Annotated in this window: 27 protein-coding genes; 16 read left to right on the top strand and 11 right to left on the bottom strand. The window is 69.4% G+C overall.

Annotated features, from left to right (window positions below):
- Positions 1-412: 412 nt before the first annotated feature.
- Positions 413-1,300 carry a LysR family transcriptional regulator gene (locus Q9R47_RS04905; protein ID WP_311232087.1) on the bottom strand — a complete coding sequence of 296 codons (888 nt, stop codon included), beginning with the start codon at positions 1,298-1,300 and terminating at the stop codon, positions 413-415.
- Between the two features lie 164 nt (positions 1,301-1,464).
- Between Q9R47_RS04905 and Q9R47_RS04910 the strand changes: the two genes are divergently transcribed.
- The 8 genes from Q9R47_RS04910 (at position 1,465) to Q9R47_RS04945 (ending at position 9,971) form a co-directional block, all read left to right on the top strand.
- On the top strand, positions 1,465-2,988 hold the full coding sequence (locus tag Q9R47_RS04910) for a CoA-acylating methylmalonate-semialdehyde dehydrogenase (RefSeq protein ID WP_311232088.1): 1,524 nt from the start codon (positions 1,465-1,467) through the stop codon (positions 2,986-2,988).
- Positions 2,989-3,152: 164 nt separating this feature from the next.
- Positions 3,153-3,575, top strand: a complete 423-nt coding sequence (locus Q9R47_RS04915; RefSeq protein WP_311232089.1) for a lysozyme inhibitor LprI family protein — start codon at positions 3,153-3,155, stop codon at positions 3,573-3,575.
- A 75-nt stretch (positions 3,576-3,650) separates the two neighbouring features.
- Positions 3,651-4,817: an acyl-CoA dehydrogenase family protein gene (locus Q9R47_RS04920; RefSeq protein WP_311232090.1), complete on the top strand. Its 1,167-nt coding sequence runs from the start codon at positions 3,651-3,653 to the stop codon at positions 4,815-4,817.
- Positions 4,818-4,839: 22 nt separating this feature from the next.
- On the top strand, positions 4,840-5,415 hold the full coding sequence (locus tag Q9R47_RS04925) for an MOSC domain-containing protein (protein WP_311232091.1): 576 nt from the start codon (positions 4,840-4,842) through the stop codon (positions 5,413-5,415).
- Positions 5,416-5,907, top strand: a complete 492-nt coding sequence (locus tag Q9R47_RS04930) for a TfoX/Sxy family protein (RefSeq protein WP_311232092.1) — start codon at positions 5,416-5,418, stop codon at positions 5,905-5,907.
- A gap of 108 nt (positions 5,908-6,015) precedes the next feature.
- On the top strand, positions 6,016-6,915 hold the full coding sequence (gene mmsB, locus Q9R47_RS04935) for a 3-hydroxyisobutyrate dehydrogenase (protein WP_311232093.1): 900 nt from the start codon (positions 6,016-6,018) through the stop codon (positions 6,913-6,915).
- Between the two features lie 177 nt (positions 6,916-7,092).
- Entirely contained in the window at positions 7,093-7,812 is a 720-nt protein-coding gene (locus tag Q9R47_RS04940) for a superoxide dismutase family protein (protein ID WP_311232094.1), read from the top strand.
- Positions 7,813-7,817: 5 nt separating this feature from the next.
- A complete protein-coding gene (locus Q9R47_RS04945; RefSeq protein ID WP_404977095.1) occupies positions 7,818-9,971 on the top strand; it encodes a TonB-dependent receptor family protein in 2,154 nt (717 codons plus the stop codon).
- Between the two features lie 53 nt (positions 9,972-10,024).
- Here the strand turns inward: Q9R47_RS04945 and Q9R47_RS04950 are convergent, their stop codons facing one another.
- From Q9R47_RS04950 to Q9R47_RS04980, 7 genes are all read right to left on the bottom strand, one after another.
- Positions 10,025-11,020, bottom strand: a complete 996-nt coding sequence (locus Q9R47_RS04950) for a tripartite tricarboxylate transporter substrate binding protein (protein ID WP_311232096.1) — start codon at positions 11,018-11,020, stop codon at positions 10,025-10,027.
- A gap of 27 nt (positions 11,021-11,047) precedes the next feature.
- Positions 11,048-12,604 (bottom strand): galactarate dehydratase, encoded by a 1,557-nt coding sequence (gene garD, locus Q9R47_RS04955; protein ID WP_311232097.1) that lies wholly within the window; start codon positions 12,602-12,604, stop codon positions 11,048-11,050.
- A gap of 46 nt (positions 12,605-12,650) precedes the next feature.
- On the bottom strand, positions 12,651-13,946 hold the full coding sequence (locus Q9R47_RS04960; RefSeq protein ID WP_311232098.1) for a TRAP transporter large permease: 1,296 nt from the start codon (positions 13,944-13,946) through the stop codon (positions 12,651-12,653).
- 3 nt (positions 13,947-13,949) lie between these two features.
- Positions 13,950-14,438: a TRAP transporter small permease gene (locus Q9R47_RS04965; RefSeq protein WP_311232099.1), complete on the bottom strand. Its 489-nt coding sequence runs from the start codon at positions 14,436-14,438 to the stop codon at positions 13,950-13,952.
- Between the two features lie 119 nt (positions 14,439-14,557).
- The gene (locus Q9R47_RS04970) at positions 14,558-15,526 is read right to left on the bottom strand and encodes a TRAP transporter substrate-binding protein (protein ID WP_311232100.1); all 969 of its coding nucleotides are present in this window, start codon (positions 15,524-15,526) and stop codon (positions 14,558-14,560) included.
- A gap of 73 nt (positions 15,527-15,599) precedes the next feature.
- Positions 15,600-16,559, bottom strand: a complete 960-nt coding sequence (locus Q9R47_RS04975; protein WP_311232101.1) for an SMP-30/gluconolactonase/LRE family protein — start codon at positions 16,557-16,559, stop codon at positions 15,600-15,602.
- A gap of 5 nt (positions 16,560-16,564) precedes the next feature.
- On the bottom strand, positions 16,565-17,377 hold the full coding sequence (locus Q9R47_RS04980; RefSeq protein WP_311232102.1) for an NAD(P)-dependent oxidoreductase: 813 nt from the start codon (positions 17,375-17,377) through the stop codon (positions 16,565-16,567).
- A 65-nt stretch (positions 17,378-17,442) separates the two neighbouring features.
- Between Q9R47_RS04980 and Q9R47_RS04985 the strand changes: the two genes are divergently transcribed.
- From Q9R47_RS04985 to Q9R47_RS05010, 6 genes are all read left to right on the top strand, one after another.
- Positions 17,443-18,252 (top strand): FadR/GntR family transcriptional regulator, encoded by an 810-nt coding sequence (locus tag Q9R47_RS04985; RefSeq protein WP_311232103.1) that lies wholly within the window; start codon positions 17,443-17,445, stop codon positions 18,250-18,252.
- Positions 18,253-18,335: 83 nt separating this feature from the next.
- Positions 18,336-19,319 (top strand): tripartite tricarboxylate transporter substrate binding protein, encoded by a 984-nt coding sequence (locus tag Q9R47_RS04990; RefSeq protein ID WP_311232104.1) that lies wholly within the window; start codon positions 18,336-18,338, stop codon positions 19,317-19,319.
- Positions 19,320-19,404: 85 nt separating this feature from the next.
- Positions 19,405-20,316, top strand: a complete 912-nt coding sequence (kdgD, locus tag Q9R47_RS04995; RefSeq protein WP_311232105.1) for a 5-dehydro-4-deoxyglucarate dehydratase — start codon at positions 19,405-19,407, stop codon at positions 20,314-20,316.
- A gap of 59 nt (positions 20,317-20,375) precedes the next feature.
- Positions 20,376-20,831 carry a nuclear transport factor 2 family protein gene (locus Q9R47_RS05000; RefSeq protein ID WP_160018299.1) on the top strand — a complete coding sequence of 152 codons (456 nt, stop codon included), beginning with the start codon at positions 20,376-20,378 and terminating at the stop codon, positions 20,829-20,831.
- Between the two features lie 170 nt (positions 20,832-21,001).
- Positions 21,002-21,355, top strand: coding sequence for an H-NS histone family protein (locus tag Q9R47_RS05005; protein WP_311232106.1), 354 nt, complete (start codon positions 21,002-21,004; stop codon positions 21,353-21,355).
- Positions 21,356-21,510: 155 nt separating this feature from the next.
- Positions 21,511-22,089 carry a molybdopterin-dependent oxidoreductase gene (locus Q9R47_RS05010; RefSeq protein WP_311232107.1) on the top strand — a complete coding sequence of 193 codons (579 nt, stop codon included), beginning with the start codon at positions 21,511-21,513 and terminating at the stop codon, positions 22,087-22,089.
- Between the two features lie 235 nt (positions 22,090-22,324).
- On the opposite strand, the gene icd is transcribed toward Q9R47_RS05010, so the two are convergent.
- Complete coding sequence (gene icd, locus Q9R47_RS05015) at positions 22,325-23,584, bottom strand: NADP-dependent isocitrate dehydrogenase (RefSeq protein WP_311232108.1); 1,260 nt, start codon at positions 23,582-23,584, stop codon at positions 22,325-22,327.
- Between the two features lie 208 nt (positions 23,585-23,792).
- Here icd and Q9R47_RS05020 point away from each other — a divergent pair, with 208 nt between their 5' ends.
- Together Q9R47_RS05020 and Q9R47_RS05025 are read left to right on the top strand one after the other, a co-directional pair.
- Positions 23,793-24,011 carry a hypothetical protein gene (locus Q9R47_RS05020; RefSeq protein ID WP_311232109.1) on the top strand — a complete coding sequence of 73 codons (219 nt, stop codon included), beginning with the start codon at positions 23,793-23,795 and terminating at the stop codon, positions 24,009-24,011.
- Between the two features lie 143 nt (positions 24,012-24,154).
- Complete coding sequence (locus Q9R47_RS05025; RefSeq protein ID WP_311232110.1) at positions 24,155-24,652, top strand: DUF192 domain-containing protein; 498 nt, start codon at positions 24,155-24,157, stop codon at positions 24,650-24,652.
- Positions 24,653-24,733: 81 nt separating this feature from the next.
- Here Q9R47_RS05025 and Q9R47_RS05030 read toward each other — a convergent pair whose 3' ends face one another.
- Both Q9R47_RS05030 and xseA read right to left on the bottom strand, forming a co-directional pair.
- Complete coding sequence (locus Q9R47_RS05030; protein WP_311232111.1) at positions 24,734-25,318, bottom strand: Fe-Mn family superoxide dismutase; 585 nt, start codon at positions 25,316-25,318, stop codon at positions 24,734-24,736.
- Between the two features lie 154 nt (positions 25,319-25,472).
- Positions 25,473-26,786: an exodeoxyribonuclease VII large subunit gene (gene xseA / locus Q9R47_RS05035; protein ID WP_311232112.1), complete on the bottom strand. Its 1,314-nt coding sequence runs from the start codon at positions 26,784-26,786 to the stop codon at positions 25,473-25,475.
- Positions 26,787-26,819 lie beyond the last annotated feature (33 nt).

Raw genomic sequence — 26,819 nt, forward strand, 5'->3', positions numbered from 1 at the left:
CGGGATGCCGCACGCATGCCGCATCGGAATCGCATGCCGCACCGGATTCGGCAGCCGCGCGAGGCCGGCATCTTAGGGCTTCCGCGACCATCCCCGCGCGCGGCGGACGCTGGCCGGCGCCGATGCGGCCTCTGCGCCCGTGCCCGTCACCCTCCGCACCCCGGGGTTCCGCACGCCCTGCTCCACACCCCCGCGGCGCTGGCTGCGGGGGTGTGGAGCACTCTTCGATCGGGGCGGCCATGCCGTCGTCTGCGGCCTTGGCCCTGCCCTGCCCTTCCTCGTTGTCCTCAGGAAGTTGGAATGATGGCATGCCACCATCCATAGGCAGTGCCTTCGGCGAGCATGCATTCCATTAACGATTATTTGACACCTGTCCACGGCGCCGTGGCAGCGCCTGCGGTGCCGGCGGCCCCTAGACCGGCATCAGCCGGGCGGATTCCTGCTGCCCCACGTCCTTCAGAAAACCCCAGACCGCCTGGGTGCGCGCCTGGTATTTCGCCTCCGCCGGCATGCTCATCCAGAACGTGCGTGTGAAGCGGGCTTCTCCTTCGAGCACGCGGGCGAGCAGCGGGTCGCGGTCGGCCAGGAACGCCGGCAGCACGGCGAGGCCCGCCCCGGCGCGCACGGCTTCGTACTGCGCGGTCACGCTGGTGCTGCGGAACGCGAAGCGCTCGGGCGGCACCAGCTGGTCGAGGAACTGCAGCTCCTTGGTGAACAGCAGATCGTCCACGTAGCTCACGAAGGCATGGTGGCGCAGGTCCTCGCGCCGCGTGACGGGAGGCCGGCCCGACAGGTATTCGCGCTGGCCGTAGAGGTGGAGCGTGTAGTCCGCGAGCTTCGAGACGATCACGGCGCCGCGGGTGGGCCGCTCCAGCGAAATGACGATGTCGGCCTCGCGCCGCGACAGGTGCAGCATGCGCGGCAGCGCCAGCAGATCGATGCTCAGGTGGGGGTACTGCAGGGTCAGCCGGGCCAGGTGCGGCGCGAGCACCTGCGTGCCGAAACCCTCCGTGGCGCCGACGCGCACGAGGCCCACCGGGCCGATGCCGCTGGGCCGCACGCGCTCCACGCCGAGCACGGCCGTCTCCATCGCCTCGACGGCAGGCAGCAGGTGGCGGCCGGCCTCGGTCAGGCGGTGCCCGCCCGCCTCGCGGGCGAACAGCGATTCGCCCATCTGCTTTTCCAGGGCCTGGATGCGGCGCGCGACGGTCGTGTGTTCCACGCCCGTGCGCCGCGCGGCGGCGGCCAGCGTGCCGGTGCGGGCCAGTTCCAGGAAATAGCGGAGGTTCTCCCAATCCATCGTGAGCACTCAAGTCTGCGGGGTGGCGATTGTGGTGTGCAAATTCGCAAAGCATACGTGCGATTTTCCTCTATTGATCTTGCAATTTCGCACGGATAGCATGTGTCGGCCTGTCGGCTCCACGCCGGCACACCGAGATTCCATCCCAGACAGGAGACAAGCGCATGAATGCCCCCCAATCCACGGCCGTCCTGGCGCCCACGGTCAAGCTGCTGATCGGCGGCCAGTTCGTCGAATCCAAGACCACGCAATGGCGCAACGTGGTGAACCCCGCCACGCAGGAAGTGCTGGCACGCGTGCCGTTCGCCACGCCCGAAGAGATCGATGCCGCCGTGGCCTCGGGCAAGGAGGCCTTCAAGACCTGGAAGAAGACGGCGATCGGCGCGCGGGCGCGCATCTTCCTCAAATACCAGCAACTGATCCGCGAGAACATGGCCGAGCTGGCCGCGATCCTGACGGCCGAGCAGGGCAAGACGCTGCCCGATGCCGAGGGCGACGTGTTCCGCGGCCTGGAGGTGGTGGAGCACGCCAGCGCCATCGGCAACCTGCAGCTGGGCGAGCTGGCCAACAACGTGGCGGGCGGTGTCGATACCTATACGCTGATGCAGCCGCTGGGCGTGTGCGCGGGCATCACGCCGTTCAACTTCCCGGCCATGATCCCGCTCTGGATGTTCCCGATGGCCATCGCCACCGGCAATACCTTCGTGCTCAAGCCCTCCGAGCAGGACCCGATGGTGACCATGCGCCTGTGCGAGCTGGCGCTGGAGGCCGGCGTGCCGCCGGGCGTGCTGAACGTGGTGCACGGCGGGGAGGATGCGGTGAACGCGATCTGCGACCACCCGGACATCAAGGCGATCAGCTTCGTGGGCTCCACGAAGGTCGGCACCCACGTGTACAACCGCGCCAGCCTGAACGGAAAACGCGTGCAGTGCATGATGGGCGCGAAGAACCACGCCATCGTCATGCCCGATGCCAACAAGGAGCAGACGCTCAACGCCCTGGCGGGCGCGGCCTTCGGCGCCGCGGGCCAGCGCTGCATGGCACTGTCGGTGGTGGTGCTGGTGGGCGAGGCGCAGCACTGGATTCCCGAGCTGGTCGCCAAGGCGAAGACGCTGAAGGTGAGCGCCGGCACCGAGAAAGGCACGGACGTGGGCCCGCTGGTATCGTGCGCCGCGCGGGAACGCGTGGAGGGCCTGATCGAGCGCGGCATCGCCGATGGCGCCACGCTGGAGCTGGACGGTCGCAAGCCCCAGGTGGCCGGCTACGAGAAGGGCAACTTCGTGGGCCCGACGGTGTTCAGCGGCGTGAAGCCCGGCATGTCCATCTACGACCAGGAAATCTTCGGCCCGGTGCTGTGCCTTGGTGCTGCGAAGGACATCGACGAGGCGATTGCCTTCATCAACGACAACCCGAACGGCAACGGCACCGCCATCTTCACGCAGTCGGGCGCGGCGGCACGCAAGTTCCAGGAAGAGATCGACGTGGGCCAGGTGGGCATCAACGTGCCGATCCCCGTGCCGGTCCCGCTGTTCTCGTTCTCGGGCTCGCGCGCCTCCAAGCTGGGCGACCTGGGGCCGTACGGCAAGCAGGTGGTGCTGTTCTACACGCAGACCAAGACGGTGACGGCACGGTGGTTCGACGACAGCACGATCAGCCACGGCGTGAACACGACCATCAGTCTGAAGTGACGTCCTGAATGAAGTGACATCCCCCTGAGGCGCTGCGCGCCTTCCCCCTTCTCTCGCGCTGGCGCGCGGGAATGGGGGACGCAGCCAGCGCGGCGGGGCGGCCCTTGCGCGGCTGCCGCTGGCCTGGGCCGCGCCGGTATCTGGCGCAGTGGTACAAGCGAAGGATGGACATTCCCAAGATTTGGCAACGACTGCCCGAAATATTCCGAGCCGCTGGAGCCCTCGCCGTTTCAATGTGCAGTGCCGGTGCCCTGGCCCAGGCCGGCGCGGCCTGCGATCCCCAAGGCACCGTGGCGGAGACGAATGCCTGTGCGGTGCAGGCGTGGCAGCAGGCGGACACGGCCATCGCGGTGCTGTACGGCGACGTGATGCGGGCGCTGTCGGCGCACGAGCGGCCGCAGCTGCGGCAGGAGCAGGCCGCGTGGCAGCGCGAGCGCATCGCCCGGTGCAAGCAGGCGACGCGGGCGACCGAGGCGCTGCCCGAGGGGCCGCGCCTCTACCACGAGTGCCTGACGGCCGAGACCGAAGCGCGGCGCCGGGGCCTGATGCGCTGGCTGACGCTGGAGCATCCTTCCGCGAAACCCTGACGGGCCCGGCCCATCCACAGAGCCCACCAGAACGAAGACACGACAAGAACGACGAGCAGGAACGAGACACGCACCATGGATTTCGAGCTGACCGAAGAGCAACGCGCCTTTGCCGATACCGCCCGGGAATTCGCCCGGGCCGAGCTGGCCCCCCACGCCGCGCAGTGGGATGCGGAAGGCATCTTCCCGCGCGAAGCGATCGCCAAGGCGGGGGCGCTGGGCTTCTGCGGACTCTACGCGCCGGAGAGCGCGGGCGGCCTCGCCCTGCCCCGGCTGGACGCCACGCTGGTGTTCGAGGAAATGGCGGCCGTCGATCCCTCGACCACCGCCTTCATCACCATCCACAACATGGCGACCTGGATGCTCGGCACCTGGGCCACCGATGCGGTGCGGGACCACTGGGGCCCGCTGCTCACGAGCGGCGAAAAACTCGCCAGCTACTGCCTGACGGAGCCGGGCGCGGGATCGGATGCGGCGTCGCTCAAGACACGCGCCGAACTCGTCGGAAACGAATACCTGATCAACGGCGCCAAGGCCTTCATCAGCGGCGCCGGAAGCACCGACGTGCTGGTGCTCATGGCGCGCACGGGTGCGCCCGGCTCCGGCGCGGGCGGCATCAGCGCGTTCGTGGTGCCGGCCGATGCACCGGGCATCCAGTACGGCAAAAAGGAAGAGAAGATGGGCTGGAACAGCCAGCCCACGCGCACCATCAGCTTCGACAACGTGCGCATTCCCGCGGACCACCTGCTGGGCTCCGAAGGCGAAGGCTTCAAGATCGCCATGAAGGGCCTGGACGGCGGGCGCATCAACATCGCCACCTGCTCGGTGGGCGCGGCGCAGGGCGCGCTCGGCGCTGCGCAACAGTACATGCAGGACCGCAAGCAGTTCGGCAAAGCCATCGCCAGCTTCCAGGCGCTGCAGTTCAAGCTGGCCGACATGGCGACGGAGCTGGTGGCCGCGCGCCAGATGGTGCGGCTGGCCGCGTCCAAGCTGGATGCCGGCGCGCGCGATGCCTCCACCTACTGCGCCATGGCCAAGCGCTTCGCCACCGACGCGGGCTTCCAGGTGGTGAACGAGGCGCTGCAATTGCACGGCGGCTACGGCTACATCCGCGAATACCCGCTGGAGCGCCTGCTGCGCGATGCGCGCGTGCACCAGATCCTGGAAGGCACGAACGAGATCATGCGCGTCATCATCGCCCGGCGCATGCTCGACGGCGACGCGCCGGACGCCATCCGCTGAGCCCCTTCCGATTCCTGCACCCATGGTCCCCACAGCTCTGCACACCACCGTCCTGGCCGTCCATCGCGATGCCGAACACCAGTTCTCCAAGGAGACGGTGCCGTCGATCCTGCTGGAGGCGGGCCTGGGCGTGGCGGGCGATGCCCACCACGGCCGCACGGTGCAGCACCGCTCGCGCGCGAAGGCCCACCCGGATCTGCCCAACCTGCGGCAGGTGCACCTCATCGCCGCTTCGCTGCTGGACCACCTGCTGGAGCAGGAATTCGTCGTGGCGGCCGGCGAACTCGGGGAGAACATCACGCTGCAGTCCGCCCCCGGGCTGTCGTGGAGCGACCTGATCGCCCTGCCCCGGGGAACGCAGCTGCATTTCGCGCATGGCGCGGTGGTCGAGCTGACCGGCCTGCGCAACCCCTGCATCCAGATGGACCGCTTCCAGCGCGGCCTGATGGCGGCCATGCTGGACAAGGACGCATCCGGCAATGTGGTCCGCAAGACGGGGGTGATGGGCATCGTCCTGGCGGGTGGCGAGGTGGCCGGCGGCGATGCGGTGCAGGTCCGGCTGCCTGCGCCTCCGCACCGGCCCATGGAGTGCGTCTAGATGCCCGCGCGCCCCCTCTCCGACGAGACACTGCACCTCATCAATGCCGCGCGCGATGCGCTGGTGCAGCGCTGCGGCGCCTCGGCGCTGGAGGAGCGCACGCTGTTCGGCTGCTGGGCGTTTTTCGTTCACGGCAAGCTCTGCATCGGCGTGAAGAACGGCGAGATGCTGGTGCGCCTGCCACCCGAGCGCCACGGCGCGTTCCAGGAGATGCCGAACACACGCGAACTGTCGCCGGGCGGCGGCATGCAGGGCTATTTCTGGATCGAGCCCCAGGGCTTCGCGCGTGGCGCGCAGTGGGCATCCTGGCTGGACGAAGCCGTGGCCTACAACCCGCGTGCGAAGGCCACGCCGCGGCGCAGGCGGCCGGCGGTCCGGGCCTCCGCAGCCGTTGCACGCGCGAAGCCTGCAACGGGCGAAGGTCCTCCGCACCGCGGAGCTGAACCGGTATCGCCCCGCAAGCGGCACAGCATTTTCGAGGCAGATGATTAAGCCGCCTCCAGACGCTCAGTGGGCGATCTGACGCCGACACGCACGAACGGCGCGGCGCCCTCCAGACACAGGACATTTCCCCATCACACCACCCCAGGAGACAAGCACATGAAGATCGCATTCATCGGACTCGGCAACATGGGCGGCCCCATGGCCCTGAACCTGCACAAGGCCGGCCACGAGGTCGCCGCCTTCGACCTGTCCCGTCCCGCCTGCGAAAAGATCGCCGCGGACGGCGTGCGGGTGGCCAGCGACGCGGGCGCCTGCGTGGCGGGCGTGGAGGTGGTGATCAGCATGCTGCCCGCGAGCCCGCACGTGGAAGCGCTCTACCTCGGCCGTGACGGCCAGCCCGGCCTGCTGTCCCAGCTGCCTGCGGGCACGCTGGCGATCGACTGCTCGACCATCGCCGCGGCCACGTCGCGCAAGGTGGCCGACGCGGCGCGGGCGCAGGGCGTCGCGTTCATCGATGCGCCCGTGTCGGGCGGCACCGGCGGCGCGGTCGCCGGCACGCTGACGTTCATGGTCGGGGCCGAGCCGGCCGACCTGGAGCGTGCCCGCCCGGTGCTGGAGAAGATGGGCGCCAACATCTTCCATGCCGGCACGGTGGGTGCCGGCCAGACGGCGAAGATCTGCAACAACATGCTCCTGGGCATCCTGATGGCCGGCACCAGCGAGGCGCTCGCCCTCGGCGTGGCCAATGGCCTCGATCCCGCCGTGCTCTCGGAGATCATGCGGCGCAGTTCGGGCGGCAACTGGGCGCTGGAGAAGTACAACCCCTGGCCCGGCGTGATGCCGCAGTCGCCGGCCAGCAAGGACTACGCGGGCGGATTCGGCACCGACCTGATGCTCAAGGACCTGGGCCTGGCCCAGGAAAACGCCACCGCCGTCCGGGCGGCGACCCCGCTGGGCGGGCTGGCACGCAGCCTGTATGCGGCCCACAGCCTGGCAGGCCATGGCGGGCTGGATTTCTCCAGCATCGTGCGCATGGTGCGCAAGCCGTCGGCCTGACGGCAGGAGGGGCAGTCCGCGCGGTACGCTGGCGGCGGGACGTTGCGGCCGGGCGACGGAAAGGTCAGACGCCGCCGTTGTCCTACGCCGACTGTCGGGTTTCGGCTGCATGCTGCGGGAAAGCTCCCGCCGACCTGCGGGCCCCTTTCCCCGTCCTGCCATAGCGCCGTGCCGATCATGCATTCCTCTCACGCCCTCTCGTCCGCCGCGCCTGCCTCGTCCCGTTCGGGCCTGCGCAAGGCTGCTCCATTCGCCGCGCTCGGCGTCCTGCTCGCCCTGGCGGGCTGCGGCACCCCGGGCGGCGGCACGCCCGCGCCCCATGCCACCGAAGCGGCCAGCGCCGCGAAAACGCCGGTGCCGGGCCCGGAGCGCGCCACCGCGTCCGCCCGCCTGATGACCGCGGACGGCAAGCCCGCCGGCACGGCCGTGCTGACCGAAACCCCCACCGGCGTCGAGATCGTCGCCCAGGTGCAGGGCCTGGCCACGGGGCTGCACGGCTTCCACATCCACGCCAACGGCCAGTGCGCGCCCGGGCCGGATGCCGCCACCGGCAAGACCGTGCCGTTCGGCGCGGCCGGCGGCCACTTCGACCCCGGCATGTCGCACCAGCACGGCCAGCCGGGTGCGCCGGCCGACCGGGCCCACGCGGGCGAGCTGCCCAACATCAACGTGGGCGCCGATGGCCGCGGCACCGTGCGCTACGTGAACTCCAACGTCACGCTGACGCCCGGCAAGGCGTCGGTGATGGGCCGCGCGCTCGTCGTGCACGAGAAGGAAGACGACTACCGATCGAATCCCGCCGGCAATTCCGGTGGCCGCGTGCTGTGCGGCGTGATCGAGCCCGCGCAGCCCAGCAGCGTGGTGGGCCAGGCCCCGGCCGCCGCGGCGCGCAGCTGACCGGCATGCGGCGCATGCCCCTGCTATCCCCCCAGCCCCCCTTCCCGAGCCGATCCACCGCTGCCGCGGCGTCCCTCGGGACGCCGTGGTGGCTTGCCGTGGCCGGCTGCGCCGTGTGGGCCGGCATTCCGCTGGCGGCCTCCGCGCAGGCCGCCGCGCCCACGCTGCCCACGGTGGAAGTGTCGGGCGGCCAGGCCGAGGCCCAGCGCCGGTTCGACGCCGCCGCGAGCCAGACCGCCATCCCGGTGGACCCGTTCACCGCCGCCACGCCCCTCGTGAACCTGTCGGAGCTGCTGGCCGGCCAGGCGGGCGTCGTGGTGTCGGAGCGGCAGAACTATGCACAGGATCTGCAGATCGCGATCCGCGGGTTCGGATCGCGCTCCACGTTCGGCGTGCGTGGCGTGCGCATCCTGGTGGACGGCATTCCGGCGACGATGCCCGACGGACAGGGCCAGGCGGCCACGGCCCAGCTGGCCTCGGCCGCGCGGGTCGACATCCTGCGCGGCCCGCTCGCGCAGCAGTACGGCAATGCGGCCGGCGGCGTGCTGCAGGTGACCACGCGGGAGCCGCGCGAAGGCGGTGGCGCCTCCGCCTCCGTGGCGGCGGGATCGTTCGGCCAGCGGCTGGCCGAAGCGTCGCTGGATTTCGGCGACAGGACGCTGGGCGGGCTGGTGGACGTATCGCGTTTCGAAACCGATGGCTGGCGCGACCACAGCGCGGCGCGCCGCACGCACCTGAATGCCAAGCTGGTGGCGCGGCCCGCGAGCGACACGCGCGTCACGGTGCTCGTGAACCTGTTCGACCAGCCGCTGGCGCAGGACCCGCTCGGCCTCACACGTGCGCAGTGGCGCGCCGACCCGCGCCAGGCACCTTCCGTCGCCGACGCCTTCGATACCCGCAAGACCGTGCGGCAGAACCAGCTCGGCGTGGTGGTGGAGCACGCGGTCACGGCCCGCGACAGCGTGCGCGCCCGGGTGTATGGCGGCACGCGCAGTCTGTTCCAGACGCTGTCCTTCACGGGCAGCGCGGCCAACGGCGCGGGCGGCGTGGTGGACCTGGATCGGGACTACTACGGCGTGGGCGTCGCCTGGACGCACAGCGACCGCACCTCCGCCGGGCTGCCCTGGTCCTGGACGGTCGGCATGGATGCGGACCGTCTCTCGGAACACCGGCGGGGCTTCGTCAACGACGCAGGCACGCCCGGCGCGCTGCGCCGCGACGAGCAGGACCGCGCCGGCAACACCGATCTGTTCGCGCAGGCGGACGCCTGGATCGCCCCCACGGTGCGCGCCATCGCCGGCCTGCGCGCCACCCGCGTGCGGCTGTCGGTGGACGACCGCTTTCCCGCCAGCGCCGCGAACCCGGACGACAGCGGCAGCCGCAGCTGGCATCGCACCAGCCCGGCCGCCGGCCTGGTCTGGGCGGTGTCCGACCAGCTGAACCTGTATGCCAATGCCGGCGGCGGGCTGGAGACGCCGACGCTCGCCGAGATGGCCTACAGCCGCACCAACAGCGGTCCCAACTACGGGCTGGAGGCGGCGCGCAGCCGGCAGTTCGAGGTCGGAGCCAAATGGCAGGGCGCCGTCCACCGCGTGGAAGCCGCCTGGTTCGACGCGCGCACGCGCGGCGAGATCGTGCCGGCCGCCACGGTGAATGGCCGCACCGTGTACCAGAACGCCGATTCGGTGCGCCGCCGCGGCATGGAGCTGTCCTGGAGCGCGAGCGCCGGGGCGTTCACGCCGCGCGCGGCCTATACCTACCTGGACGCCTTCTTCGGCAGTGCCTACACGGGCGCGGGCGGTACGGCGGTGCCGGAAGGCAACCGCCTGCCGGGCACGGCGCGGCACGTGGCGCGGCTCTCGCTGGACTATGCACCCAACGCTGCCTGGACCGTGGGGGCGGCCGTGGACCTTTCCGCCAAGGCCTATGCCAACGATACCAACACCGAATCCGCCCCCGGCTACGCGGTGGCGGGCCTGCGCGCGGGCTACGGCTGGAAGTCGGGCGGCACGGTGCGGTGGCAGGCCTGGGCGCGGCTCGACAACCTGTTCGACCGCCGCTACGTGGGATCGCTGATCGTGAACGACGGCAACGGGCGCTTCTTCGAGCCCGCCGCCGGGCGCCGCGTCATGGTGGGGCTGCGCGCGCAGTTCCTCTGAAGTGGGACCGCCGGCGGCCGGCGACGCCCGAGAGCACCGCCGGCCCCGGCCCGTCAATCGACCTTGACGTTCGCCGCCTTGATGACCTGCGCCCATTTCTCGACCTCGGCCTTCTGGAAGGCTGCGATCTGGGCGGTGGTCAGGTCGGCCGGCTCCATGCCGAAGCCCTTGAGCTTGGTCTGCATGTCGGGCTGCGCCAGGATCTTGCGGATCTCGTCGTGCAGGCGGGTGACGACGGGCGCGGGCGTGCCGGCCGGCACGAAGATCGCCTGCCAGGACACCACCTCGAAGTCCTTCAAGCTGGCCACGCCCGATTCGGCCACCGTGGGCACGTCGGGCATCGAGGCCAGGCGCTGTGCGGAGGTCACGGCGATGGCGCGCAGCTTGCCGCTCTGGATGTGCGGCGCGGCGACGACGGTGGTGTCGAACATCATGTCCACCTGGCCGCCGATCACGTCCTGGATCGCGGGGCCGCTGCCCTTGTAGGGCACGTGGGTGAACTTCGCGCCCGACTTGTAGGCCAGCAGTTCCAGCGCCAGGTGCTGCGAGGTGCCGGTGCCGGCGGATGCCGAAGAGAGCCCCCCGGACTTGGCCTTGGCCGCGGCCAGCACGTCCTGCAGCGTTTTGTAGGGGCTGCTGGCGGCCACCACGAGCACGACGGGGTTGGTGCCGATGAGCGTGACCGGCGCGAAGGATTTCACGGGGTCGTAGCCGAGCTTGGGGTACAGGCTCACGTTGATCGCGTGCGAGCTGATGGTGCCGCCGAGCAGCGTGTAGCCGTCCGGCGCCGCGCGCGCGGCGATCTCGGAGCCGACGCTGCCCCCTGCCCCGCCCTTGTTGTCGACGACGACCGTGGTGCCGAGGGCCGTGCCCAGCTGCTGGCTGATCAGCCGGCCCAGCGTATCGGTCGTGCCGCCGGCCGCGAACGGCACCAGGTAGGTGATGGTCTTGCCCGTGGGCCACGTGCCCTGGGCGAAGGCCGGCAGTGTGGCGAGGCCGGCTGCGGTGCCCATGGCGATCGCGCCCAGGGCGAAGGTTCTGCGTTGCATGGCTGTCTGTCTCCTTTGTAATGAATCTCAGGTCACCGGTGCCGGGTTGAACAGCACCAGTGCGTTGGCCAGCTTCCAGTGCTCGGCCCAGGTCTTCTTGCGGCCGCTGGCCACGTCGAGCATCAGGTGGAACATCTCCCAGCCCAGCGACTCGATGGTGGCGTCGCCGTCGGCGATGCGCCCGGCATTCACGTCCATCAGGTCGTGCCAGCGCCGCGCGAGGTCGCTGCGGGTGGCCACCTTGATCACCGGCACCTCGGCCAGGCCATAGGGCGTGCCGCGGCCGGTGGTGAACACGTGCAGGTTCATCCCCGCCGCGACCTGCAGCGTGCCGCAGATGAAATCGCTGGCAGGCGTGGCGGCGTACAGCAGACCCTTTTGCCGGGCCTTCTCGCCGGGCGCCACCACGCCGCTGATGGGTGCGCTGCCGCTCTTGACGATCGAGCCCATGGCCTTCTCGACGATGTTGGAGAGGCCGCCCTTCTTGTTGCCCGGGGTGGTGTTGGCGCTGCGGTCCACCCGGCCCTGGCTCAGGTAGGCGTCGTACCAGGCCATCTCGCGCACCATGGCCGCCGCCACGTCGGGCGTGGCTGCGCGGGCGGTGAGCTGATCGATGCCGTCGCGCACCTCGGTCACTTCGGAGAACATCACCGTCGCGCCCGCGCGCACCAGCAGGTCGGTGCAGAAGCCCACCGCGGGGTTGGCGGTCACGCCGCTGAAGGCATCGCTGCCGCCGCACTGCACCCCCACCACCAGTTCGCTGGCGGGCACGGTTTCGCGGCGGCGGCGGTTCAGGCGCTCCAGGTGCTTCTCGGCCTGGCGCATCACCGACTCGACCATCGACATGAAGCCCACGTGGGCCTCGTCCTGCAGGCAGACCACGTCGAGCGGCGCCTCCTGCAGCGTGCGCTCGTCCACCAGGGGAATCGCGCCGGGCGGCAGCAGGCGCTCGGGCTGCAGCTTCTCGCAGCCCAGGCTGACGACCATCACCTCCCCGCCGAAGTTCGGGTTCAGGCTGATGTTGCGCAGCGTGCGGATGGGGATCACGGCGTCGGGCGCGTCGATGGCCACGCCGCAGCCGTAGGTGTGGGCCAGGGCCACCACGTCATCGACCTGCGGGTACTTCGGCAGCAGCTCCGCCTTGATGCGCTGCACGGCGAACTCCGTCACGCCGGCCACGCACTGCACGGTCTCGGTGATGGCGAGGATGTTGCGCGTTCCCACGGAGCCGTCGGCGTTGCGGTAGCCCTCGAAGGTGTAGCCGGTGAGCGGCGGCAGGGCCGGCGGCTTCACCGTGGCGATCGGCAGGCCTTCGAGCGATCGCGCCTCGGGCATGTGCAGCAGCTTCTCGTGCACCCAGCTGCCGGCGGGAATGGCGCGGATGGCGTAGCCGATCGGCACGTTGTAGCGCACCACGGCCGCGCCCTCGGGAATGTCCGCGAGGGCGACCTTGTGGGCCTGGGGCACGTGCTCGGCGAGCGTGGGCCCGCCGGGCAGCGCGGTGCCGGCGGGCAGGCCGCCGTCGTTGGCCACGATGGCCACGTTGTCGGCCTCGTGCATGCGGATGGTCAGGGGCATGGTCATGGAGTGTCCGTTCGGCACAGGGTTCAGACAAAGGCTGGGCAGCGCCTCAGCGCACCGCCATGAACATGCTGGGCAGCCACGTCGAGAACGAGGGCACGAAGGTCACCAGCGCGAGCGCGAAGATCAGCGCGCCGTAGAACGGCCAGATGGTGCGCATCACCGTGCCCACCGACACCCCGCCGATCGCGCAGCCGACGAACTGCGTGGTGCCCACCGGCGGCGTGTTCAGGCCCAGCGCGCAGTTGATGAGCATCACGATGCCGAACTGCACCGAGCTCATGCCGTAGTGCTGCGCGATCGGCAGGAAGATCGGCGTGCACAGCAGGATCGTGGCGGCCATGTCCAGGAAGGTGCCCAGCACGAACAGGATGATGTTGATGAGCAGGAAGATCACCCAGGGCGTGCTCGTCACCTGCGACAGCATCTGCCCCGTCAGCTCGGCCACGCCGTAGAGGCTGATGAGGTAGCCGAAGGTGCTGGAGATGCCGATCAGCAGCAGGATCACGCCCGTGGTGCGCACCGCCTTGGAGGCCGCCTTGATGAAGTGCTCCCACTTCAACGTGCGGTAGAGGAAGATGGTGAGCGCCAGCGCGTACAGCACGGCCACCGCCGCCGATTCGGTCGCCGTGAAGATGCCCGACAGGATGCCTCCCAGGATCAGCACCACGATGAAGAGGCCCGGCAGCGCCGCCGCGAACGACCGCGCCACGATGTGCCAGCCGGGGAACGTGCCCTTCGGGTAGCCGCGCTTCACGGCCACGAGATAGGCCGCGGCGAGGTTGCTGATCGTGAGCACCAGGGCCGGCACCAGCGCGGCCAGGATCAGCGCCGCGATCGACACCTTGCCGCCCGCCGCCAGCGAATAGATGATCAGGTTGTGGCTGGTGGGCATCAGCGCGCCGACGAGTGCCGCGTGCGTGGTCACGTTCACGGCGTAGTCGGCGTGGTAGCCCTCCTTCTTCATCATCGGGATCATCACCGCGCCCATGGCGGACACGTCGGCCACCGGCGAGCCCGAGACGCCGCCGAACAGCGTGCAGGCCACCACGTTCGACATGCCCAGGCCGCCGCGCACGTGGCCCACCAGGGCCCGCGCGAAGTTCACGATGCGATCCGCGATGCCGCCGTAGAGCATCAGCTCCCCCGCGAAGATGAAGAACGGGATCGCGAGGAACGAGAAGATCCCCATGCCGGAGGTCATCTGCTGGAAGCCCACCTCGAGCGGCAGGCCCTCGTAGGCCAGGGTGGCCAGGGCCGAGAGGCCGATGGAGAACGCCACCGGAACGCCCAGCAGCAGGAAGAGCGTGAACGACACGCACAGGATCAGGAGTGGCACGGTCATGGATCAGCCCCAGGCGGGTTCGACTTCGCGGCCCTGGGCGAGCGCGATGATGTGTTCGATGGAAAACAGCACGATGAGCACGCCCGCGATGCTGGCGGGCACGTACTTCCAGCCTTCGGAGATGAAGAGCGTGGGCAGGCGGTATTCCCACACCGACTGCGCGAGCGAGGCGCAATTCCAGGCCATGGCGGCGCCGAACACCAGGATCAGCGCGTGGATCAGGTATTCCATCTTCAGGCGCAGCCCGTCGGGCGCCAGCACCAGGAACGATTCGAGGCCGATGTGGCCGGCGTCGCGCACGCCCACGGCCACGCCGAACATGGTCACGTAGAGCACCAGCAGCAGGGCCAGGCTCTCCGCCCAGGTGGGCGTGTTGTTGAGGACGTAGCGGCCGAACACCTGCCAGCTCACGGCGCAGATCACCGCCACGAGCCCGAGGATGCCCAGCCACATGCAGACGCGGGCGAGCGTGCGGCAGATTTGGGTGTACATGTCGAAGGGAGGGGAAAAAGGCCGCCGGGGCACGCGGCGGCATGCGGCCGGGCGCTCGGCGGGAAGGCTTCAGGGCAAAAAAAACCCCGTGCCGGGAAGGGCACGGGGAGGGAGTGGCGTTACTGCGTGTCCTGCACGCGCTTCACGAGGTCCTTGAGCTTGGCATCGGTGATGAACTTGTCGTAGACGGGCTTCATCGCGGCCTGGAACGGGGCCTTGTCGATCTCGATGATCTCGGCGCCGCCGGCCTTCACGGTGGCGAGGGACTTCACCTCGCGCTCGGCCCATTGCTTGCGCATGTACGGCACCGACTCCTTCGCGGCCTGGCGGATCCAGCCCTGCTCCTGCGGGGAGAGGCGGTCCCAGGCGCGCTTGGAGAAGAGCAGCATCTCCGGGGCCATCGAATGCTCGGTCTTGGTGTAGTACTTGGCGACCTCGAAGGATCGCGAGCTTTCGTAGGTGGGGTAGTTGTTCTCGGCGGCGTCGATCAGGCCGGTCTTGAGGCCCGTGTACACCTCGCCCATCGGCATCGGGGTGGCGTTGGCGCCCATGGCTTCCAGCATCGACACCCACAGGTCCGACTGCTGCACGCGCACCTTCATGCCCTTCATGTCCTCGAACTTACGCACCGGCTTCTTGGCGGTGAACATGGAGCGCGCGCCGCTGTCGTAGTAGGCCAGGCCGACGAAGCCCTGGCGCTCGCAGGCCTTGAGGATCTCCTCGCCCACGGAGCCGTCCAGCACCTTGTGCAGGTGGTCCACCGAGCGGAACAGGAACGGCATGGTCGGCACCACGGTCTCGGGGCAGATGTTGTTCATCGCGCCGATGTTGATGCGCACCATCTGCAGCGCGCCGATCTTGGCCTGCTCGATCGCGTCCTTCTCGTTGCCCAGGGCGCCGCTGCTGTACACGCGGATGGTGTGTTTGCCGCCCGAGAGCTCCTTGAGGCGCTCGCCCATGAACTTCACCGCCGTGACGGTGGGGTAGTCGTCGGGATGGATGTCGGCGGAGCGGAACTCCGTCGCGTGGGCGGCGAGGGCCGCGCAGCAGGCTGCCACGGCAGCCAGGGTGGTCCGGATGAATCGCATGTGTGTCTACCTCGGATGGATCGTGTCGGAAGGGAAAAGGCGTCGGCGCCGGAGGCTGCGGTCTGTCGCCGCTTCAATGGGCGCCGGGGTCGAATTCGGGCTCGGGAAGGCCCTGTGTGCCGGGGTGCAGCGCGAACACGCCGCCGGCCAGTGGCTGGTCGGACAGGTCCGCGCCGCCGCCCGGGCGGATGGAAGTGACGAAGAGCGTGTCCAGCCGCGGCCCGCCGAAGGCGCACATGGCGGGCTTCCTGACGGGCACCGCGAGCGAGCGGTCCAGCCGGCCGTCCGGCCTGAAGCGGTGCACCAGTCCGGCGTCGTTGCCGCAGATCCAGTAGCCGCCGTCCACGTCCACGGCCGCGCCGTCGGGGCGGCCCGGCAGCGGCGCCATGTCCACGAACAGGCGGCGCCGGTGCGGCGTGCCGGTGTCGGTGTCGTAATCGAAGGCCCAGATCTTCTGCACCTGGGGATGCGAATCCGAGAGGTACATGGTGCGGCCGTCCGGGCTGAACGCGATGCCGTTGGGCACGATGAGCGGGCCCAGGCCCAGGTCTTCCGCGCGTCCGGCGGCGAGTTCATGGCGCCCGAACCGGTAGACCGCGCCCACCGGCGCGGCAGCGGCCATGTCGAGCAGCATCGTGCCGGCGATGAAGCGGCCCTGCCGGTCGCACCGCCCATCGTTGAAGCGCATGCCGGCGGCGGCGTGCGGCACGCCAGCCAGGCACCGGGCCGACAGCGCGCCGCCGGTCTCCGGCCGATCCGGTCCGTCAGGGAGATCGAGCGCGAACAGGCCGCTCTCCATGCCGGCGATCCAGCGGCCCGGCTTCCCCGCCCACGCGGCCATGCAGGCCACCATCTCGGGCGCGCTCCACTGCGAGCGCGCTCCCGTGCGGGCGGACCAGCGGTGCAGCACGGCCGCGGGAATGTCGGTCCAGTAGAGCGACTCTTCCGCGGCGCGCCACACCGGGCTCTCGCCGGTGGCGCAACGCGCATCGAGCACGAGCTCGGCCGACGACGAGGAAGTTGCTGCCGCCATGCCGCTCATCCCTCGAACGGCCCCTGGGCCGTGAACGCCCCGCCCTGGTACACGGCCGCCGGATCATCCGGCGCGGGCGCGGGCTGTGCCTCCACCTTGGCGCGGAAAGGCTCGGAACTGTCCTTCGGCGCATAGCCCAGGTGGGCCGCCGCATGGTTGTCCCACCACAGATCGCGGTTGGCCGATGCGCCGTAGGCCACCGTATGGCCGACGTTCGGCGTGAACAGCGACTTCTCCACCAACTGCGTCAGGTCGTCGTAGCTCAGCCAGCTGCTCATCATGCGGCGGTCGCGCGGCTCGGGGAACGACGAGCCGATGCGCAGGCTCACCGTCTCGATCCCGTAGCGGTCGTAGTAGAAGCTGGCCATGTCCTCCCCGAAGGACTTGGAGAGGCCGTAGTAGCCGTCGGGCCGGCGCGGGGCCAGCGCGTCGATGTGTTCGGTCTGCTTGTAGAAGCCGATCACGTGGTTGGAACTGGCAAACACCACGCGGCGCGCGCCATGCCGCCGCGCGCCCTCGTAGATGTGGAAGACGCCCTTGATGTTGGCCTCGAGCACTTCCTCGAAAGGCCGCTCCACCGAGACGCCGCCCAGGTGCACGATCGCATCGCAACCGGCGACCAGCGCATCGACCGCGGCCTTGTCGGCCAGGTCGCAGGGCACGACCTCTTCGGAGGCATCTTGTGCGGGGGCGAGGTTCGCAATGTCGGACAGGCGGATGATTTCCGCGAACGGGCGGACCCGCTCCCGCAGCACTTTTCCGAGCCCTCCGGCCGCGCCGGTGAGCAGCAGGCGGTGGAAACGGGGAGACTGGCTCATGGTGTTCCTTGCGTGGGTATTTGTCATATGTTGTCGTACAACGCGACGGGATTATGATCATGCCCATGGCTACCTCGACAAAGGGATTACCCGCATCCTCCGCTTCCACAGACCGCAACGCCCTGGCCGCTCCGCCGGTGCGCCGCGTGCGGGGGCTGGCCAATGCGGTCGTCGAGGACTTCTCCGGCAGGATCCGCGACCGCCTGCTGACGCCCGGCGACAAGCTGCCGACCGAATCCGAGATCATGCGGGCGCACGACGTGAGCCGCACCGTGGTGCGCGAAGCGCTCTCCAAGCTCCAGGCCGCCGGACTCGTCGAGACCCGCCACGGCATCGGCACCTTCGTGCTGCCGCCGCGTGCCGGGGGCGTGTTCCGCCTCGATCCGTCCGAGTTGGGCACCTCCGCCGACGTGCTCGCCGTGCTGGAGCTGCGCATCAGCCTGGAGACCGAATCCGCCGGCCTGGCCGCCATGCGCCGCACGGAGGCGCATCTGCAGTGCATGGCCGAGGCGCTGCGCGATTTCGAGCACAACATCCGCAGCGGCGGCGACACCGTGGCGCACGATTTCCGCTTCCACCTGCAAATCGCCGAGGCCACCGGCAATCCGTACTTCGCGGACATCATGAACCACCTGGGCACCACGCTGATCCCGCGCACGCGCATCGCCGCGCTGCGCGTGCAGCGCAGCGACGACTACCTCGGCCGGGTGCACCGGGAGCACGAAGAGATCTACTCGGCCATCGCGCGCCAGGACCCGGATTCGGCCCGCGCTGCCATGCGCATCCACCTCACCAACAGCCGCGAGCGGCTGCGCCTCGCCCAGGAGGCCGCGAGGCAGCAGGCCGCATCGCCGCACACCACCTCCTCGGCCTGAACTGCGCCGATTCCGGCAAACCCTTGTCTTTTGAATGGATCAAGTTGTATGATGACGTACAACATAACCAGGAGACAGAGACCATGCCCATCCATCGCCGCGCCCTGCTTTCCGCAGGCGCCCTCGCCCTCGCGTGCGCCTCCGCCGGAGCGCAGACCCCGCCGCCGCCCCCTGCCTGGCCCGTGAAGCCGCTGCGCCTCGTGGTGCCCTACCCGCCGGGCGGCAGCTCGGACATCATCGCCCGGGCCATCAGCCAGCCGCTGTCCGAAGTGCTCAAGCAGCCGGTGGTGGTGGAGAACAAGCCCGGCGCCAACGGCAACCTGGGTGCCGACTTCGTGGCCAAGGCCGCGCCGGACGGCTACACCCTGCTGCTGTGCGACGTGGGTGCGCTGGCGATCAGCCCGTCCGTCTATACGAAGCTGCCCTTCGACCCCTCGAAGGATCTGCGCGGCACCACCATGCTGGCTTATTCGCCGCACATGCTGGTGGTGCATCCCTCGGTGCCCGCGAACAATCTGAAGGAGCTGATCGCGCTCTCGCGCACGGCCGACCTCAACTTCGCCGTGACGGCCACGGGCAGCGCGCCGCACCTGGCCGGTGTGGCGCTGGCCGCCGCCAGCGGCGCCCGCTGGCAGTACGTTCCCTACAAGGGCGGCGTGACCGCCATCCAGGACACCATGGCCGGCCAGACGCAGGTGCTGATGAACGGCATGCTGGCCACCCTGCCCCATGTGCAGAGCGGCAAGCTCAAGGTGCTCGGCCTCTCCAAGGGCACGCGCATGCCGCTGCTGCCCAACGTGCCCACCATCGCCGAGCAGGGCGTGCCCGGTTTCGAATCCGGCACCTGGCAGGGCGTGCTGGTGCCGCGCGGCACGCCCGAAGCCATCGTCCAGCGCATCAACAGCGCCTTCATCTCCGTCATCCGCACCCCCGAGATCCGCTCGCGCCTGACCGGCCAGGGCGCCGAAGTGGTCACGATGACGCCGTCCGAGCAGGACCGTTTCTTCGAGAAGGAACGCGCCCGCTGGGCCGGCGTGGTGTCCGCCGCGCAGATCCGCCTCGACTGATGCCCCTTCCGGGCCGGCCCTCACGAGGGGCAGGCCTTCTCTCCACCACTTCCTGTTTCACCCTTTTCCACTTTCGGGCTTCCCCATGCAACCCCAAGAACTCAAGACCATCATGGGCTCCGGCCTGCTGTCCTTCCCGCTGACCGACTTCGACGGCGACGGCAACTTCAACGCCCGCGGCTATGCCGAGCGCCTCGAATGGCTCGCGCCCTACGGCGCGAGCGCCCTCTTCGCGGCCGGCGGCACGGGCGAGTTCTTCTCGCTCACCGCGGAGGAATACCCCGCCATCATCGAGACCGCCGTGCAGACCTGCCGCGGAAAGGTGCCGATCATCGCGGGCGCCGGCGGCCCCACGCGCTTCGCCATCCAGTGCGCCCAGGCCGCTGAAAAGGCCGGAGCCCACGGCATCCTGCTGCTGCCGCACTACCTGACCGAAGCCGGCCAGGAAGGCCTGGCGGCGCACGTCGAGGCCGTCTGCCAAAGCGTGAAGTTCGGCGTCATCGTCTACAACCGCGGCCAGAGCCGCTTCACGCCCGAGACGCTCGCGCGCCTGGCCGAGCGCAACGCCAACCTCGTGGGCTTCAAGGACGGCGTGGGCGACATCGAGCTGATGAACTCCATCTACATGAAGATGGGCGACCGCTTCGCCTACCTGGGCGGCCTGCCCACCGCCGAAGTGTATGCCGCCGCATACAAGGCGCTGGGTACGCCGGTGTACTCGTCGGCGGTGTTCAACTTCATCCCGAAGACGGCAATGGACTTCTACCACGCGGTGGCCAACGACGACCAGGCCACGCAGCACCGCCTGCTGCGCGAATTCTTCATGCCCTACCTGGAGCTGCGCAACCGCATGCCGGGCTATGCGGTGAGCATCGTGAAGGCCGGCGCGAAGATCGTCGGCCACGACGCGGGCCCCGTGCGCGCACCGCTCACCGACCTGAAGGCCGGCGAAATGGACGCGCTCAAGGCCCTCATCGACAAGCTCGGGCCGCAGTGACGGCAAGGCCGGGCGGGAAAGTAAAAACCACACATAACGACACCCCAGGAGACTCCACCATGTTCCGACGCCTCTCGACCGCCGCAGCCGCAGTGCTGCTCGCTGCCACCCTCGCCGGCTGCGCAACCCGCGCCGCCCCGGACACCGCCCAGGACGGGCCTTCCGTGGCCTTGGCCGCCGAACGGCTGCGCATCGCCATGATCGACCCGACGCCCGAGGCGCTCGGCCAGCTGGTGGCCGACGAGCTGAGCTACGGCCACTCCGGCGGCCGCGTGGACACGAAAGCCAGCTTCATCGGCGACCTGATGAACGGCAAGTCGGACTTCGTGACCATCGTGATCACCGACCAGTCGATCCAGGTGGTGGACGGCGTGGCCGTGGTGCGGCATACGCTGACGGCCGACACGAACGACTCCGGAAAGCCCGGGAAGGTGCAGATCAAGGTGCTGGGCGTCTGGCAGAAGCGCGGCAGCGACTGGAAGCTGCTCGCGCGCCAGGCCGTGCGCCCCGCCTGACGGGTCCGTCGGACCGGGCCGGTGGGGGGGCGGCCCGTGCCCGGCGGCGCAGAGCGCGCCTTGCACGATCCCGTCACCCCCACCGCCGGAAGTGGCGCACCGCCGGTGCGGGCACGGCGGCGGCGCTATCATCCGCCGGTTCCCACCCCCTCTAGCGCCCCTAAGACAGTATGAAGAGTTTGCAGATGCTGCTTGCCGAGCAGGCAGCCTTGGACGAGAAGATCGCCCGCGAAAAGAAACAGGCCGCCGCCCAGGCGCTCACCCAGATCCAGGCCTGGATCGCCGAATTCGGCTTCACCGCCCAGCAGGTTTTCCCCTGGCAGCCCGCCAAGAAGCAGGTTTCTGCCAAGTACCTCGATCCGAACTCCGGTGCCACCTGGACGGGCCGCGGCAAGCCGCCCGCCTGGATCGCCGGCAAGGACCGCGACCAGTTCCTCATCGAAAAACCCGCCGAGCCCTCCTCCCAGCGAGGCCCCTTCCTGGCGGAGATGGCCGCAGCGGCCGCGCGGCGCGAAGGCCGCTGAAGCGCAGCGGCCCCGATGGCCGTAGCACACGCCGGGCGGCCGTGTAATGCAGGGCCCGGCATGCGGCGCATTGCCGCATCGCTTTCGGCCGGCCGGCCACGGGCCCGGATTCGGTGCCATGCTCTGCATCCCTTCGGCCACGATCTGACAGCACGATGCACAAACGCCAATTCCTGACCCAGCTCGGTCTTGCCGGCATGCTGCCCGCCGGCGCAGCGCTGGCCCACGCGCCGGACACCCCGCAGCCCACGCTGCTCACCGTCTCCGGTGCCATCGAACGCGCCAACCGAGGACCATTGAACCCGGTGACGGACCTGCTGGCTGCCAAGCAGGGGGTGCAATTCAACCAGGCCCGCACCTTCGACGCCCGCGCGCTGCAGCGGCTGCGGTCCGTGTCGATCTCGCCCACGGTGGAGTACGACGGACGCCGCCACACCCTCGAAGGCCCGTTGATCACCGAGGTGCTCGCTTCCGAAGGGCTGGCGCCCGGCCGGAAAGCCACCCTCGTGCTGCGCGCCGTGGACGGCTACAACGCCACCCTCACCGCGGCCGACGCGGCGCGCTACGGCATGATCGTCGCCCTGCGTATGGACGGCGTGCCCCTGTCCGTCGGTGGCCTGGGGCCGCAATGGGCGGTCTACGACGCGGACAACATTCCTGAATTCAAGAGCAGGCCCGTGAACGAGCGCTTCACGCTCTCTCCCTGGGGTCTGTACCTGATCGAAGTGAAATAAGCCAGGGCGCGAAAGGCCGCCCGCCCGAGCGCAGGTGCGCGCGTGGCTGCCCGCCCACGGCACGGGATGGCATCGCTGGTGAGCCACGGGGTGCCGCCCCTCCCGCCGGGCGTCAGCGAGGAGCGCTTCCCGGAGGGCACGCTGCAGGGCGCCCAGAAGCAAGAAAGCCCCTGACCTCCAGCGAAGGTCAAGGGCTCGGCTGCGAGGCGTCGAGCGACGCCGCCGCGGGACAACCTTACATGTTGTCGATCATCACCTGGCCGAAGCCCGAGCAGCTCACCTGCGTCGCGCCTTCCATCAGGCGGGCGAAGTCGTACGTCACCTTCTTGCTCAGGATGGACTTTTCCATCGAGCTGATGATGATGTCGGCGGCTTCGGTCCAGCCCATGTGGCGCAGCATCATTTCGGCGGAGAGGATTTCGGAACCGGGGTTCACGTAGTCCTTGCCGGCGTACTTCGGTGCCGTGCCGTGGGTGGCTTCGAACATCGCGACGGAGTCGGACAGGTTGGCGCCGGGGGCGATGCCGATGCCGCCCACCTGGGCTGCCAGCGCGTCGGAGACGTAGTCGCCGTTCAGGTTCAGCGTGGCGATCACGCTGTACTCGGCGGGGCGCAGCAGGATCTGCTGCAGGAACGCGTCGGCGATGCTGTCCTTGACCGTGATTTCCTTGCCGGTCTTGGGGTTCTTGAACTTCATCCACGGGCCGCCGTCGATGAGTTCGGCGCCGAATTCCTTGGCAGCCAGGTCGTAGGCCCAGTCACGGAAGCCGCCTTCCGTGAACTTCATGATGTTGCCCTTGTGCACGATGGTCACGCTGGGCTTGTCGTTGTCGATCGCGTACTGGATCGCCTTGCGCACCAGGCGCTGCGTGCCTTCGCGCGACACGGGCTTCACGCCGATGCCGGAGGTTTCGGGGAAGCGGATCTTCTTGACGCCGAAATCTTCCTGCAGGATCTTGATGAGCTTCTTCGCCTTCTCGGACTCGGCTTCGAACTCGATGCCGGCGTAGATGTCTTCCGAGTTCTCGCGGAAGATCACCATGTGGGTCTTCTCGGGTTCCTTCACGGGCGAGGGGACGCCCTTGAAGTACTGGATGGGGCGCAGGCAGACGTAGAGGTCGAGTTCCTGGCGCAGGGCCACGTTCAGGGAGCGGATGCCGCCGCCCACGGGGGTGGTCAGCGGGCCCTTGATGGAGACGACGTAATCGCGCACGGCGTGCAGGGTTTCTTCCGGCAGCCAGACGTCGGGACCGTACACCTTGGTGGACTTCTCACCGGCATAGACCTCCATCCAGTGGATCTTGCGCTTGCCGCCGTAGGCCTTGGCCACGGCTGCGTCCACCACCTTCAGCATCACCGGGGTAATGTCGAGGCCCGTACCGTCGCCCTCGATGTAGGGAATGATCGGCTGATCCGGCACGCTCAGGGACATGTCGGCGTTGACGGTGATCTTCTGGCCTTCGGCAGGGACCTTGATGTGCTGGTAACTGGTCATGGAACGGGTATCTCCGGTGGAATGGCGCCAGGGGCTGCGCCCGGGCAAGGCGGACTGTGCACGGGGGCACAAAACGCAATGATTCTAGCGAGAAAAATTTGTAGGTCCCGTCTGTCAACGCCCCGGCCTGCGGTATCGTTGTGTGAGGGCTTCGCGGGCCTACGCGGGGCCCGCCAACCCATCCGAAACTTTCCAAGGAAACGGCAATATGAAAAAACTCCTCGCTGTCCTGATCGCCGGCCTGTTCACCGCCGGTGCCTTCGCCCAGGCGCCTGCCCAGGCCCCGGCCACCACGTCCGCCCCCATGGCAGCCGACAGCTACACGCCGGCTCCCGCGGCCAAGGCGCATGCCAAGAAGGCCCACAAGAACGCCAAGCACAAGGTCGCCCACAAGAAGACCAAGAAGCACTCCAAGGCCGCTGCCTGAAGCGAGCCCCGTGCCGATGACGGGAATGCGCTCCGCCACGGACCGCGTTCCCCAGCCTCCCGAAGCCCGCTTTACGCGGGCTTTGCTTTTGGCTGGTAGGCTTTTCGCCGATCCCTTCCCTTCCGATGGATGACCTCCGCACCATGACCACCCCCCCCTCGCACCGGCTGCGACGCACCACCCGCCATGTCCGCCGCCTCGCGGCCGCGGCCGCCATCGCCACCGCCTGTGCCGGCGCCGCGTGGGCCCAGCAGGGTCCGCAGCTCGATCTGCAGCGCGTCGACCTGAGCGCGGGCATGCACCGCATCGACGCCCAGGTGGCCGCGACGCCGCAGGAGCGGGAAATCGGCCTCATGCACCGCAAGGAGATGCCCTCCAATGAGGGCATGCTGTTCGCCTTCCCGGTGCCCGGCGTGCAGTGCTTCTGGATGAAGAACACGCTGCTGCCGCTCACGGCGGCCTTCGTGGCGGACGACGGCACCATCGTCAACCTGGCGGACATGAAGCCGCAGACGCTGGATTCGCACTGCTCGGACAAGCCCGTGCGCTTCGTGCTGGAGATGAACCAGGGCTGGTTCGCCAAGCGCGGCATCAAGGCGGGCTTCAAGCTCTCGGGCATCCCGTTCGCGAAACAGCGCTGACCGCGGCCCGGTCAGTCGTACCGCCCATGAAAAACGGCCCCGCGGGGCCGTTTTCGTCGCATTCCCTGGGCAGGGGCCGGATCAGCCGGCGAAGTTGCTTTCCGCGAACTTCCAGTTCACCAGCTTGTCGAGGAAGGTCTCGACGAACTTCGGACGCAGGTTGCGGTAGTCGATGTAGTAGGCGTGTTCCCAGACGTCCACCGTCAGCAGCGCCTTGTCGGCGGTGGTGAGCGGCGTGCCGGCGGCGCCGGTGTTCACGATGTCGACGCTGCCGTCGGCCTTCTTGACCAGCCAGGTCCAGCCGGAGCCGAAGTTGCCCACGGCGCTCTTCACGAACGCTTCCTTGAAGGCGGCGTAGCTGCCCCACTTGGCGTTGATGGCATCGGCCAGCGCGCCCGAAGGCTCGCCGCCGCCGCCCGGGGTCATGCAGTTCCAGAAGAAGGTGTGGTTCCAGATCTGGGCCGCGTTGTTGTAGATGCCGCCGCTGGACTTCTTGATGATCTCCTCGAGGGGCATGTTCTCGAATTCGGTGCCCTTCTGGAGGTTGTTGAGGTTCACCACGTAGGCGTTGTGGTGCTTGCCGTGGTGGTACTCCAGGGTTTCCTGGCTGTAGTGCGGAGCCAGGGAGTCGATGGGGTAAGGCAGCGGTGGCAGGGTGTGTTCCATGACGTTCCTTCGTGGGTGGTTGGTAATTCTTCGGATGCGGCGCCGCCCGGCGGCCGCGCGACGCAACAGGGCGGCATTGTAGGAAGTTAATCGCGTGCCGCGCTGTAGGCGACGGTCCAGACCGCTTTCGCAGTGGGTCCGCCAGGGCAGGCGCTCACAGCAGCCGCGGCGGCGCCACGGTCAGCTCGATCGTGCCGTCGGACACGGCGGCGCGCACGCCGTCTCCGGCGCGCACCTGGTCCGTTCGGGTCACCGGCCGGCCCTGCCCGTCCGTGAGCAGGGCGTAGCCGCGCTGGAGCACCAGCCGGGGGTCGAGCAGTTCAAGGCGCAGGGCGGCGTGCTCCAGCCGGCGCGCGCGCAGGGCCACGGCCTGTTCCACAGCGCGCGGCAGCCGGTCCGCGAGGCCATCCCGCCGCTGGGTGGCCCGCTGGGCCGTCCAGGCGGCGCCATGGCGCAGCTGCTGGGCCAGGCGCGACAGGCGCAGGTCCTGCCGGGCCAGCAGCCCCGAGGGGCGCCCCAGCCGCTGGGCGGCCGTGTCCAGGCGCTGGTGGCGCAGGTCGAGCTGGCGCTGCAGGCTGTCGGCCAGGCGGTCCGAGAGCGCGTCCATGCCCGCCAGCCAGTTGGCGCGCGGCTGCGCGACCAGCTCGGCCGCCGCCGTCGGCGTGGGCGCGCGCAGGTCCGCGCAGAAATCGGCCATCGTGAAATCGGTTTCGTGGCCCACGCCGGAGACCAGGGGCACCGGGCTGTCGGCCACCGTGCGTGCCAGCTGCTCATCGTTGAACGCCCAGAGGTCCTCGATGGAGCCTCCGCCGCGCACCAGCAGGATCACGTCCACCGGAGGCTGGCCGGGCGCCGCTTGCGCCGGATCGGCCAGGCGGTAGAGCGACCGCAGGGCACTGCAGAGCGACGCCGGGGCAGCGGCTCCCTGGACCAGCGCCGGCGCCAGCACCACCGGCAGGTGCGGCACCCGCCGCCGCAGGGCGGTGACCACGTCGTGCAGTGCGGCGGCGCCCGGCGAGGTCACGAGGCCGATCGCCCGCGGCATGACGGGCAGCTCGCGCTTGCGCGCCGGATCGAACAGGCCCTCGGCCTCCAGCCGCGCCTTGAGGCGCAGGAACTGCTCGAAGAGCGCCCCCTGCCCCGCCCGCTGCAGGCTCTCGACGATCAGCTGCAGGTCCCCCCGCGCTTCGTACACCGCGAGCTTGCCGCGCAGCTCGACCATTTCGCCGTCGCGCGGCACGTCGGCCAGCAGCATGGCCGCCCGCCGGAACATCGCGCAGCGAATCTGGCCCTGCCCGTCCTTCAGCGTGAAGTAGCAATGCCCGCTGGACGCGCGCGAGAAGCCCGTGATCTCGCCGCGCACCGCGACGGGATTGAACCGCGCCTCCAGGGCGTCAGCAACGGCGCGGCACAGCGCCCCGACATCCCAGATGCGCGGCGCCATTGCTGGATTCGGCCGCTCAAACATCGGCGCCACCAGGGCTGCGGGCGCGCGGTGCCT

The organism is Acidovorax sp. PRC11, assembly GCF_031844105.1.
Classification (GTDB): domain Bacteria; phylum Pseudomonadota; class Gammaproteobacteria; order Burkholderiales; family Burkholderiaceae_C; genus Paracidovorax.